This is a genomic window from Pseudanabaena sp. lw0831 (genome assembly GCF_016584665.1).
Taxonomy (GTDB): Bacteria; Cyanobacteriota; Cyanobacteriia; order Pseudanabaenales; family Pseudanabaenaceae; genus Pseudanabaena.
The window spans coordinates 24509-37019 of sequence record NZ_BBJB01000012.1; the positions used below are offsets into that span (position 1 = coordinate 24509).

Consider the following 12511-nt stretch of genomic DNA (forward strand, 5'->3'; position numbering starts at 1 on the left):
AAGAAAATCTTGTTCCCCTCTCCCATAGGGAGAGGGGCTAGGGATGAGGGCATAACCTTTAATTTAGAAAAAAACTATGCTCAGTGCTTTAATTTGGTTGCCAGTGATCGGGGCTTTAGCGATCGCATTTCTGCCGCAAACTCAAGTCAAAAAAGGATCGGCGATTATTGCGACGGCGATCTTAATTCTTGATTTCATCCTCTTGCGTCAATTCGATATCAAGATTTCCACTTTCCAATTATCTGAGAATCTACCTTGGTTGGAAAATCTGGGCTTAAACTATAGCCTCGGTGTGGATGGTTTATCTCTGCCCCTCGTAGTTCTCAATGGTTTACTCACTTGGTTGATCGTTTGTTTTTGCGATCGGCAAATCAAAGAGCGCAATACACTTTTTCATATATTAATGCTCTTGATTCATGCTGGTGTAAGTGGCGCAATTCTCTCCACTAATACGCTGCTATTTGTACTTTTTTATGAAATAGAACTCATTCCCCTCTATCTAGTCATAGCAGTTTGGGGTGGCGCACAACGCAGTTATGCAGCGACGAAGTTCTTGATTTTCACTGCCATTTCAGGAATTCTCGTTTTAGTCGGATTCCTTGCCTTAGGATGGCTCACGGCAAACCCTACGCCAGTTTTTGACTACGATACCTTGCGAACTCTTTCATTGCCGATTGAGGTTCAATTCACGCTTCTAGTTGTATTGCTCCTAGGCTTTACGATTAAAGCTCCTTTCGTACCATTCCACACATGGCTCCCAGATGCCTATGTAGAATCGACAACCCCAACGGTAATGATGCTCGGAGGCATTGTTGCCAAATTAGGAACCTACGGTTTATTTCGCTTTTGTGTAGGTTTATTCACCGATGCTTGGGCTTTACTCTCACCTTGGATTGCAGTTTGGGCAGGCTTAGGAATTCTCTATGGCGCAATGGTTGCGATCGCGCAAAAGGATATCAAACGCATGGTCGCCTATAGCTCCATCGGTCATATGAGCTATATTCTCCTTGCCGCTGCTGCCGCTACACCTCTGAGCATGGTTGGCGGTATCATTCAAATGGTGAGTCATGGCTTAGTGCTGGCGCTACTGTTCTATTTGGTCGGCGTGATCGAAGAGAAAGTCGGCACAAGAGATTTAGATGTTCTGAATGGCTTACTTAATCCCATACGCGGTTTGCCTTCTACCAGTGCCTTACTAATCTTAGGCGGTATGGCGAGTGCGGGTATTCCTGGGTTGGTTGGGTTCATTTCTGAATTCTTGATTTTCCAAGGTAGCTTTAGTAAGTTCCCAATCCCCACAATCTTCTCGATTATCGGTACGGGACTTACCGCCGTTTATTTCGTGATTCTACTCAATCGGACTTGTTTCGGTAAGTTGGATAACAAAACCGCTTACTATCCTAAAGTTAGTGGGCTAGAGCAATTGCCAGCGTTGATTTTGACAGCATTAATTGTGATTTTAGGTGTGCAGCCATCGTGGTTAGTGCGTTGGAGTGAAGTAAGTGCGATTCAGATTATTGCCCGCGTTCCTGAAACTGCGATCGTCGCAAGTCTGAGCAATTACGAAGATGTTGCCTTGCCAGAAACAAATTCAGAATTAGATACAGAGGAATAAATAATGACCGCCACTTTAATCGCACCATCTACCAAATTACCGCCTTCCACGCATCCTTATGCGGAGGTGATCCATCGACTCGAAGCAGGTGGCTCTATGCTGCCTGATACGCCCGAAAATCTCATGCAGATCATTGGACTTTATAAAGCATATGCTGTACCAATGGATTTCTATTGGAGGGATTTACTATACATAGCTGAACAAGTATTTTTAGAGCCAATTCCTGCCTTTAAATATTTTCTTCCTCAAGAGTATTTAGACTTGCCTAATCACTATGCTGGAGATGATGCCGATTTGCGGCTCTGGCGTGGTTATGCAACGGCGCATCAGGAATTATTAGACTTCATGGATAAAGGGGAACTCAAAGCGAAAATCCCTAAGATTTTCCATCATCTCTATCACGATCGCATCAATATGGAGTTCGCGGAAGAATGTATGCGGGCGATGCTCTGGCATCGTGGCATGGGCGGCGAGTTAGAGCCTTACATGGATTCTGAGGAATACAAGCAGAATGCCGATCGCGCCATTCGCGCTTTCTTTAAAAATAATCCTGTGATGTTGGGACTATATAAGCTTTTTCCCGATCTGTTCTTAGAGCAATGTCGTCAGTCAACTATGACTTCGGTGCTTGGGCTATTTTGGGAAGTCATGGCTCCCGTATTCTTTGAGATGTCCGATATTTACGATGAGGGTGGCTTTAAGGGCGTTCCCGATGCGATGGACTTTTTGGTGAATGGTATCTTTGCGATCGCAGGTCGTCCCATTTATCACCGCGTGAAGATTGGCGATGAATGGATTGATATTGTTCCTAAATCCAAGGGATTTACTTGGCTCTATGAAGCCGCTTTCCCCTATGTGGAGGCTGTGTTTTACCGCACTTCGCCTTTCCGTGGCACAAAGTCCTACAATGCCCAAGCCCACGAAATTCCTAACGATCAGAATGATTTTCACTATGGAATTTTATATGCGGATAAGTTCCCTGTTGGTTCCGCAGGTATTCCGCCCACATTGCTGCATCAAGACATGTACCACTTCTTGCCGCAATATCTCGTTGACTATTACAAGCAGCATTGTCGCGGTGAAGATGACATGCTAATTCAGTTAGCTGTCAGTTTTCAGCGATCGATGTACAACGTTACCTCGGCAGTAATTCAGGCAGGAAGGGCTGCGTTACTCTATCCATTAGATGATCCTAATCCTAAGCATCTTTTGGCAAATCGCCATTATTTTGAAGGTCAATTGAATCGCTTCTGTAATCCAAAATATGGCATGGATAAAGCTGCGAGACTAGCCATGATTCAGGATCAGAATTATCGGTGATCACCTACTGTGAATTTGTAGGGGCAATTCATGAATTGCCCCTACAAAATTATTCTTTAAAATACTCGCTTTGAAAAATCTTATAACAAATAAAAGAACCAACCATGACCACAATTGTTGATATTGCCGTTAGTAACGAATCATTCTCCACACTAGTCACCGCTGTCTCTGCTGCGAGCTTAGTGGAAGCCTTACAAAGTTCAGGTCCTTTTACTGTGTTTGCACCCACTAATGATGCTTTTGCTAAATTACCTGATGGGACAATTACCACATTAGTCCAAAATATTCCTCAACTAGCAAGGATCTTGATCTTCCATGTTGTCTCAGGAAAATATAAAAAAGAAGATTTAATTGGTGTGAAATCTTTAATTTCTCTGGAAGGTACACAAATTGATATTTATGTCTCTGAGGATAGCTTTGAGGCAAATAATGCCACGGTGATTGCTGCCGATATTGAAGCTGATAATGGGGTGATTCATGTAATTGATAACGTCATGCTGATGCGTCCTCATTGGTTTTATCCAATTATGGAATCTGGCAAAGTCGGTGTAGTGTGAACGCAAAAACAAGTTACAAATCTTGCTCAGCATGATTTGTAACTTGTTTTTGCTGGAATCTAACTTCACTTACAGAAACCTGCAAAAAACTTACGTGCGATCGCTATATCTTTTAGAATTGCAGACTTTACCGACACAATCATACAGATAAGTTCAAATAAAATCTAGAAATGAGAAGCGGCGCATCGCGCCGCTTCTCATTTCTGGGTTTAATCTGTAGTCAGACCTTCGGGAATTAGTATAACTAGGCAGCCAGATCGCAGTTAATCATCCATGGAGTACCAAAGCGATCGACAAGCATCCCAAAACGAGCAGCCCAGAAGGTTTCTTGGATTGGCATTTGCACTGTTCCATTTTCTGCCAAAGCATTAAAAATCCGCTCTGCTTCATCAGGATCGTTTAATACGAGCGATACAGAGAAACCCTGTGGTTTTTCAAAGTAATTAGGTGGAGCATCGGAACCCATTAGTACCGTATCACCCACGGTCAGGGAGGCATGCATGATTTTATCAAGCTTTTCAGGTGGCGTTTGCTCCGCCATAGGCGAATCTCCGTAGGTCATCATCGCGTCGATTTTGCCATCTAGGCACTGTTCGTAGAACTTAAACGCAGCTTCGCATTCATCGTTGAAAGAGAGATATGGACTTAATTTCATGATGGACTCCTTTGTTTTATTTGTTAATTTTTCTGTGGAGTTGAGATCCCAAGCAAGATTTCGGTTTAGCTAACCAAGTTTTAATCATCGCTCAACAATCTAGTCGAACTGGAGTTTGTGCGATCGACAGCTAGAATAAACTGTTTCTATGAATTTGTATGTATTGATCGCACATGGATTTCTTGAAATACACACTTTAGGAATTCTTGATTTTCTCAGCCTCAGCACGGATGCGTTCTTCCTGCTCTCTAAGTTCAGGTGTAAATTCGTCGCCAAAGTCTGATGCCTCAAAGAGTGGACGAATCTCAATCTCTGACTCTGATGGCATTGGATTAGGACAGCGTTTGACCCATGCGATCGCCTCTTCCATCGACTGTACTTGCCAGATCCAGAAGCCCGCAACCAGTTCTTTTGTTTCTGTGAAAGGACCATCAATTACGCTGCGCGAAGTTCCTGAGAATCTCACCCGCACTCCTTTTGAACTAGGATGTAGACCCTCTCCAGCCAGTAAAATACCAGCTTTGACCAGTTCTTCGTTGAAGTTACCCATATCAGTCATCAGTTGCTCGCTAGGCATCACACCAGCCTCTGAGTCTACGGTCGCTTTGACCATCACAATCACTTTCATCTTTCAACCTCCTTTTATAAATAATTCCTGAAATACTATCCAGCATAAGCCCGTTCTAGTTCAGCGATGTCAATCTTCTTCATTTGCAGCATTGTTGAGAAAACCCTTTGAGATTTTTCATGCTCGGAATCGATCATCATCTCCATCAAAACGCGGGGAATAATTTGCCATGAAGCACCGAATTTATCCTTGAGCCAACCGCACTGCTGAGCCTTTTCATCTCCGTTCTCAGACAGTTTCTCCCAGAAATAGTCTACTTCTGCCTGTGTCTCGCAAGTGACTTGGAATGAAATCGCCTCGTTGAATTTGAAGATTGGACCTCCGTTGAGTGCCGTAAACTTCTGCCCATCAAGCTCAAATGCTACGGTCATTACCGTTCCCGATGCTTTTCCGTGAGTTTCATATCCAGCCTCTCCATAGCGGGCAATGTTTAAGATCTTTGAATTCTTAAAAATAGCTGTATAAAACTCAGCAGCCTGTTCTGCTTGATCATCAAACCACAAACACGGGGTAATTTTTTGCATATATACTCCTTTAGTTTTTTGTCAAAGGGTTCTGTTCTAAGCAGGATTTCGGTTTTAGTTAACCGAGTTTAAATCCTCGCTCTACATATTTAGTCGAACTGATGTTCATGAGATCGACAGGTTTAACAAACTTTTTCTGGAATTTTTTGTAAGTGTCGATCTCATCATTCATGCTATAGGCGCTATCGATCGCAACTATTTGTCAGCTGGCAGACCTGATAGCTCTAGAATCGGGCGAATTTCAACTGTGCCTTTGTGGACTGTGGGAATACGTTCGGCGATCGCGATCGCTTCATCGAGGTTTATAGCGTCGATTAAAAAGTAGCCGCCAAGTTGTTCCCTTGTTTCAGCAAAGGGACCATCGGTTACTAGTCGTTTGCCGTCACGAATCCTCACACTAGTTGCTTTGGCAACAGATTGTAGTGGTGAAGCGCCCAAGTATTGACCTTTTGAGTTTAGATCTTGGGTGAGCTGCACCGACTTTGCATAACAATCTTCCATCTCGCCCTCAGTCCATGCATTCTCATCGCTGTAAATGAGCAACATATATTTCATGATTGATCCTCTAGAGTTATGATTATTGCACGGTAATCATAACTCAATCTATAAATGAGCTACATATTATTTCAGGATCGATCGCGAAATATTTGCTACGAGCTAATGATTGCGACGATAATGCGCTGTCATAAACTGCTGCCAGTTGCCATCATCACCAAGAATCTGCGATCGCATGATCCGATGGTCATCACTAACAAACTCTATGATGTCCTGATACTTGGCGATCGCACTCTGGCTAAAGTTTAGTCCTTCAGTGTCTAATGTGAGAATCTTTTCAGACTCATCAAGAGCGCCATTGTAAATCCAGAGATGCGTCATCATTGAGCCGATAAACGTTCCCACATACCGATTGATTTTTGGGTCATAGCCCAACGTCATGATGGTCTTGCCACGATTACCATCTGGCATCTCACACTCACCTTCTGCCAACACCCAAAGCCCGCCAAGCGATCGTACTATTTCAGTTCCTTGTGTCTTCGATGGTGGTTGGTCAGCGCCCATAATACATTCGACTTCAGAAATCCATTCGCCAACAAATTTATCGAGCCAATGATGTTCTTTTTGAGGTTCAGCGTCCATGTTTTTCTCCTAAATGGTTAATCAAGTTTTTCAAGTCTTCACTTACAGATCTCTCGCGGCAACCATTGCGTTGATCTGCTCATCAGCGCCTCGAATCTCAAAAGGTCCGTTGCGAACTCCAGGATGTTGGGACATCAACTGAATCGCGTGGTTCAGATCTCTAGCTTCGAGAAATAGGATGCCGCCCAGATGTTCCTTCGTTTCAGCGTAGGGGCCATCTGTAATCGTGACCTTACCGTTTTGATAGCGCAGTGTTGCTGCATTGCGGATGCTTTGAAGGGCTTCGCCACCAACAAAATGTCCACCTCGGCGTAGTTCGTCGTCATAGGCGAAACATTCCTCCATCAGCGCTGTGCGATCGCTTGCGGTCATCTGATCCCATTGCGCCTCATCCATGTATCCAAGGCATATAAATTTCATGGTTGCCTCCAGAGTTTAATATAAAATTAGTTGCCTTTATCTAGTAGTCGTTCGGTGAAGCGGTAAATCGACAACGCGGTAAAATATTTTTTTGTTTGATCTGATGTTACGTGGAACCCTCATCCCCCAACCCCTTCTCCCGCAGGAGAAGGGGAGCAAAACCAATATTTTTTCTTATCCCCCTCTCCTGCGGGAGCTACCGTGTACACACAAGTCATAAAACCCAGTCAAGTCAACAATTAATCGCCCCCTAGCCCCCAATTCTGGGGGAACAAGAAAATAAAACTCTTTCAAAGTCCCCCAGAATTGGGGGATTTAGGGGGCTTAGAAAAATCGAAACGTAGACAGTTAGACTTGTGTGTACACGGTAGCCTGCGGGAGTGGGGCTAGGGGTGAGGGCTGTAGAAACCCACGTATCACCAGTTAGATATCTAGAGGTGGCGCAAAGCGCCGCCTCTAGATATCTTTTTGATTTAGTGCTTGGAGGCGCTTTTCGAGAAATCGACGCTCTGGTTCTTGCTTCACGAGTGCAAGGGCGCGTTGGTAGGATTCTCTTGCCTCGGTTACTCTGCCCAAGCGCCGACAGAGATCGGCTTTTGCAGCATGGGCTAAGTGGTAATCAGCTAAATCACCTTGCGATAAAATGGTATCGATCCGTTGCAATCCCGCCAGAAATCCATCGCGCATCGCTACTGCCACGGCTCTATTTAAATCAACCACTGGTGATGGCTCTGCGCGCATGAGTAGGTCATACAAGGCGACAATCTGTGGCCAGTCCGTTGCCTCAGCACTTGTGGCTTCAGAATGCACTGCGGCGATCGCCGCCTGAATTGTGTAAGAGCCGAACTGTAGAGATGATAGCGCTTGCCGCACAAGTACCCTGCCTTCCGCAATATATGCTTGGTTCCAGAGCGATCGATCCTGATCTTCTAGAAGAATTAGATCGCCTGTAAGAGATGTACGAGCAGTACGTCGCGATTCTTGCATGAGCATCATTGCTAACAATCCGATCGCTTCCGCATCGGGTAATAGCTCCACTACTAGTCGCCCTAAGCGAATTGCTTCTTCTGAAAGCTCGGTTCTTGTCAGTACTGTCCCTGATGAAGCGGCGTATCCTTCGTTAAACACTAAGTAGATCGTTTGCAGTACGGTGTCTAAGCGATAGGGTAGTTCGGCGATCTCTGGCACTTGATAGGGAATCCGTGCATCGCGGATCTTGGCTTTGGCGCGGACAATTCGCTGTGCCAATGTGGGAGGCGCGATCAGAAAAGCGCTGGCAATTTCTTCGGTGGTGAGTCCGCAGACCTCCCTTAGTGTCAATGCTACTTGTGCTTCTCGCGATAGAGATGGATGGCAGCAGGTGAAAATCAGGCGGAGGCGATCGTCTTCGACATCTTCCTCTTCTGTAATGTTGGTATCGCTTGTGTTGAGATGTTGAGACAGTTCTGCTAAAGATGCATCGAAGCGAGTACGGCGGCGGATTGTATCAATTGCTTTGAAGCGTCCAACTGAAACAAGCCACGCTTTAGGATTGGCGGGTATGCCATCACGAAGCCATTGCTTTATAGCCACGGCAAAGGCTTCATGCATTGCCTCTTCTGCGAGATCAAAGTCTCCGATTAAGCGAATCAGGGTGGCGAAAATACTACGCGATTCTTTACAGTAAATATCGTTAACGAGATCGCGGATCTGGCTGGCAATGTTCTCATTCATGGAGCGCGATTGTAATTGCTGCTGATGCTAAAAGTGCTGATATAGTCCGAATATGGTTCCACATTGTCCAGTTGGTAAGATAGCTAGCCCATAGACTCTCACCGTTAGCACTATCTGGAGCGGCGATCGCTAGCGCATCATTTAGAGGCACATTGAACATAATTGTCACGCCCAATGTACCAACAAGATAGAACAGACTCCCGATGAGAAGGTAAACTGCACGGGGTTGATACCAATCTAACAGAGAAGATCCAGCTAGAAAGACACAAGCCGCAGCTGTTCCTAAAAATATTCCCATAAATAAAGGATTGATAGCCGTAATATTTATGGATTGCATAGCGGTAATACCCTGCTTTGGGTGGAGTCTGGCAAGAGCATTCATTACAAAAGTTGAGAAAGCGAAGAAGACTCCAGCTATCAGTCCGCAGCCCAGTGCTGAGAAAAGCTTTAAAGCGAAATAATGTTGTTGAGTGAATTGCAGCATTATCCTACGTTCCAATCAGTTAAGCGATTTTATCCCAATTTTGAAAATGGCAACGCCATTTTCAAAATTGGGATAAAATCGCCAATCAAGTCGGAAAACAAAACCCAAAAGAGAGTTGTGGCGCTTTGCGCCGCAACTCTCTTTTGGGTTTTGTTTTTATCTGGCTATAGCTATATAAAGCGCTTGAAAGGCTACCCCTCTCAACTTGGCTTTGCACTGTTTATACTAGATGTTGAATGCAAATACTCTCTCACTTCAGAGCTATATGGATACGATTCAGCAGCCTCGACCCAAGATCGGTGCATTTGATAAATTGCGAAAAGCTTCAGAATTTACGATCGCGGGAGTTGAAGATTCGATTCCGTTGCGAGTATTGGTGCAAATCTTTGTATTTATAAGTATTGGGGCGATGGACTCAGTGGCGAGTTCGGGGAATAGTGCTTGGGCAATTCCGCTAAGCGCGATCGCAGGAGTCTGGGCATGGTATGCGCGACGCAAACGCAATGTGATCGTGAAATTATTCATCGCGATCGCGATGATTGGCATGTTGGTCGTATTCCTTAGAGATCTGGTGGGGAATACGGAGGAAACGCGGCTATTACTAGCGAGATTGTTGATTCAGCTACAGGTTTTGCATAGTTTTGACTTACCGCGCCGCAAAGATTTGGGCTATTCGATTGTGATCGGATTGATCTTGATGGCTTTGGCAGCGACTTTAAGCCAAACCATGGTTTTCGCACTGTGGCTGATCGCCTTTTTATTGGTGGGGATTCCGATTTTATTACTCGACCACCGCTCTCGTCTGGGTGTGCAAACTAGCGGGTTTCAACCAGAAAAAATGGGTATCTCGCTGATACCTCTGTCAGGACTACTAGCGATCGTGTTGGTATTAGGGCTGACGATTTTTGCCTTTTTGCCCCGCTTACCAGGTTTTCAGCTACGCAACTTTCCTGTCAGCGTAAATCTCTCAGTGAAGCGAGAGATGTCCAAAGGCGATATTTTAACGCGGCAGCAACAAAGTCAGCAGCAACAGGCTGGCACAAATGGCACTGGTGCAAATGGTACTGGTGCAAATAGTGGTAATAAAGAGCAAGAAACCTTGCCGCCATTGTTTGCGCCTGAGATTGACACGGTTTCTGGGACTAAACAGAATAATCAGCGCAAACCTGAATTGGTGATGCGGGTGCGATCGCAAGCAGAGCTATTTTGGCGTGTAATGGCATATGACGAATTTACAGGAAAGGGCTGGCGTATTTCTCGCAATGATCCCAAACAAATCCGCACAATTAAACGTAACCCGCTCAATTATGAATTTTTTGTTGCAATGCCGCCCTATGCATCGATTGGCTTCACTAAAAAAATACAGCCCATTGAGAGCCGAGAGGTAGTCCAGACCTATACGATTACATCGCCTAACTTTCCTAACCTTGTACCTGCGGCATCTTTACCGAAACAGATCTTTTTTCCTAGTGAAGAGTTGGATATTGATCCAGAAGGGATGATTCGTGGACCTGGCCCTTTACCCGAAGATCTTACCTATACAGTGATTTCCAGCGTGGTTGCCCGCAATCCTCAACAACTGCGGCAAATGCCCAACCAATACCCGAAATCAGTTCGGGATTATTATTTGCAAGTTCCGACTAATTTATCGTCTGAAGTTCGCAGTACAGCAATAAGTCTGGTTTCCAGTGCCAAAGATATTAACGGCAAGTTGATCGCTCTCGATAATGTCTACGATGTCGTGATACAAATCGCCCAGAGCATCAAGCAAAACTACGCTATTAAACCGCTAAAGTTTGATGAGTCTAAGGGCGATCTCGTATCACAGTTTATTGAGCAAGGCGGCGGTGAAGAGAGCCATTTTGTCTCAACGATGGCGGTGATGCTGCGATCGCTGGGCATTCCTACTCGCTACGTGGTTGGTTTTGCCCCTGGCAAATTCAACCCATTTACAGGGTTGTACGAGGTTCAGAACATTGATACACAGTCAATGGTCGAAGTTTTCTTCCCTGCCTATGGTTGGGTTGCCTTTGATCCTGTGCCAAATCGTCCTCTGTTTCCACCATCGATTGAGGAAAATCGGACATTTGGCGTGATGCAGACCTTTTGGAATTGGATCGCGCAATTTTTGCCGAGTCCTGTCAATAACTTTTTTGCATCGCTATTTGACAGTATTGGTAAGTTTGTGGGCGATTTGGTGAATTGGCTGATTGAAATGGGCTGGATTGGTATTGCTTTTGGCTTAGCGATCTCCTTTGGCTTTTGCCTCGGTGGCTGGGCGTTGTGGCAATTTGCGATCTGGTGGTGGCAATTGCAACGCTTGCAAAAAATGCCGATCCCGCAGCGCACCTATCAGCAAATGTTGCAATGGCTATCAGAACAAGGAAAACCTAAACCTTCTTGCCAAACCCCTCAAGAATATGTAGCTAGTCTGGGTGATCGCGTCTCCGAGAAACAAGCATCTGCGATCGCTCAAATTACGCAGATCTATCAAGACTGGCGCTATGGCGATCGGGCGATCGGCTATAGCCTTGCCACAGAGTTAAAAATGTTGCTCAAGCAGCTAAAAGCCAAAATATAAAGCCCAAAAAACTGTACCACCCGCGCAGCGGGCGGTACAGTTTTTTGGGCTTTATATTTAATTGGGCTTAGATACTTAACCGAAAAATAGAGTTGCGCCGCAACTCTATTTTTCGGTTGTGATTGTAAAGATTTGTGATTTTATTACAAATTCTTGGCGGATTCACCGCTTTTGGTAGACTAGATGGCGAATATATTAAATTTTTTATTTTAATTATGAGTGTAGTTAGTCAAGTTTTAGAAAGAGCCGACGAAGAACTCCGCTATCCCAGCATTTCTGAGTTGCAAAGTGTGCAAAACTTTCTCGCCACTGGTGCTCAAAGGGTTCGCATTGCCACAGTATTGGCCGAAAGCGAAGATAAAATCGTCAAGAAAGCCACCGAAGAACTATTTAGAATTCATCCTGATTACATCTCCCCAGGTGGTAATGCCTATGGTCAAAAGCAACGCAGCCAATGTCTAAGAGATTTCACATGGTACGTTCGCCTCACGACCTACGGAGTATTGGCAGGCGATAAAGACCCAATCGAAAAAATCGGCATCATCGGTGTCCGTGAAATGTACAGCTCCCTTGGTGTGCCTTTGGTAGGTATGGCTGATGCAGTTCGCTGCCTCAAGAATGCATCTTTAGCATTACTCAGCAAGGATGATGCGGCGACCACTGAGCCTTACTTTGATTACATCATTCAAGCAATGTCTTAGGAAATAGAAGGGGGCGCATCGCGCCCCCTTCTATTTATTGGATTTGTAGCTCTAAAAATTCCCGAATTCGTTTGATTTGAAACTCGCGATCATAGTCTGATTGGAATTAAATGCAGGATAGGTTAGCGATCTCGTAACCCATAATTTTCGACTAATTGATGCGTTACGTTGCACTA

Annotated in this window: 13 protein-coding genes; 5 read left to right on the forward strand and 8 right to left on the reverse strand. The window is 44.9% G+C overall.

The features are described from left to right. Window positions 1-76 precede the first annotated feature (76 nt). From APA_RS02620 to APA_RS02630, 3 genes are all read left to right on the forward strand, one after another. The gene (locus APA_RS02620; protein ID WP_201320769.1) at window positions 77-1615 is read left to right on the forward strand and encodes an NADH-quinone oxidoreductase subunit M; all 1539 of its coding nucleotides are present in this window, start codon (window positions 77-79) and stop codon (window positions 1613-1615) included. A 3-nt stretch (window positions 1616-1618) separates the two neighbouring features. Continuing rightward, on the forward strand, window positions 1619-2935 hold the full coding sequence (locus APA_RS02625; protein ID WP_201320770.1) for a CO2 hydration protein: 1317 nt from the start codon (window positions 1619-1621) through the stop codon (window positions 2933-2935). A 104-nt stretch (window positions 2936-3039) separates the two neighbouring features. Beyond that, window positions 3040-3492 carry a fasciclin domain-containing protein gene (locus APA_RS02630; protein WP_201320771.1) on the forward strand — a complete coding sequence of 151 codons (453 nt, stop codon included), beginning with the start codon at window positions 3040-3042 and terminating at the stop codon, window positions 3490-3492. Window positions 3493-3736: 244 nt separating this feature from the next. Here the strand turns inward: APA_RS02630 and APA_RS02635 are convergent, their stop codons facing one another. The 8 genes from APA_RS02635 to APA_RS02670 form a co-directional block, all read right to left on the reverse strand. After that, window positions 3737-4147, reverse strand: a complete 411-nt coding sequence (locus APA_RS02635; protein WP_201320772.1) for a VOC family protein — start codon at window positions 4145-4147, stop codon at window positions 3737-3739. 196 nt (window positions 4148-4343) lie between these two features. Then, complete coding sequence (locus tag APA_RS02640) at window positions 4344-4775, reverse strand: YciI family protein (RefSeq protein WP_201320773.1); 432 nt, start codon at window positions 4773-4775, stop codon at window positions 4344-4346. A gap of 35 nt (window positions 4776-4810) precedes the next feature. Further along, entirely contained in the window at window positions 4811-5299 is a 489-nt protein-coding gene (locus APA_RS02645) for a VOC family protein (protein ID WP_201320774.1), read from the reverse strand. Window positions 5300-5494: 195 nt separating this feature from the next. After that, window positions 5495-5854, reverse strand: a complete 360-nt coding sequence (locus tag APA_RS02650; protein WP_201320775.1) for a YciI family protein — start codon at window positions 5852-5854, stop codon at window positions 5495-5497. A gap of 102 nt (window positions 5855-5956) precedes the next feature. After that, window positions 5957-6436 (reverse strand): DUF1579 domain-containing protein, encoded by a 480-nt coding sequence (locus tag APA_RS02655; protein WP_201320776.1) that lies wholly within the window; start codon window positions 6434-6436, stop codon window positions 5957-5959. 42 nt (window positions 6437-6478) lie between these two features. After that, window positions 6479-6856 carry a YciI family protein gene (locus tag APA_RS02660; RefSeq protein WP_201320777.1) on the reverse strand — a complete coding sequence of 126 codons (378 nt, stop codon included), beginning with the start codon at window positions 6854-6856 and terminating at the stop codon, window positions 6479-6481. Window positions 6857-7312: 456 nt separating this feature from the next. After that, entirely contained in the window at window positions 7313-8569 is a 1257-nt protein-coding gene (locus tag APA_RS02665) for an RNA polymerase sigma factor (RefSeq protein ID WP_201320778.1), read from the reverse strand. Further along, window positions 8562-9053 (reverse strand): DUF1772 domain-containing protein, encoded by a 492-nt coding sequence (locus tag APA_RS02670; RefSeq protein ID WP_201320779.1) that lies wholly within the window; start codon window positions 9051-9053, stop codon window positions 8562-8564. Before APA_RS02670 ends, APA_RS02665 begins: the two co-directional genes overlap by 8 nt. A gap of 229 nt (window positions 9054-9282) precedes the next feature. On the opposite strand from APA_RS02670, the gene APA_RS02675 reads away from it, so the two are divergent. Then, window positions 9283-11634, forward strand: a complete 2352-nt coding sequence (locus APA_RS02675) for a DUF3488 and transglutaminase-like domain-containing protein (RefSeq protein WP_236579381.1) — start codon at window positions 9283-9285, stop codon at window positions 11632-11634. 215 nt (window positions 11635-11849) lie between these two features. Continuing rightward, window positions 11850-12335, forward strand: coding sequence for an allophycocyanin subunit alpha-B (apcD, locus tag APA_RS02680; RefSeq protein WP_201320804.1), 486 nt, complete (start codon window positions 11850-11852; stop codon window positions 12333-12335). The last annotated feature ends 176 nt before the right edge of the window (window positions 12336-12511 follow it).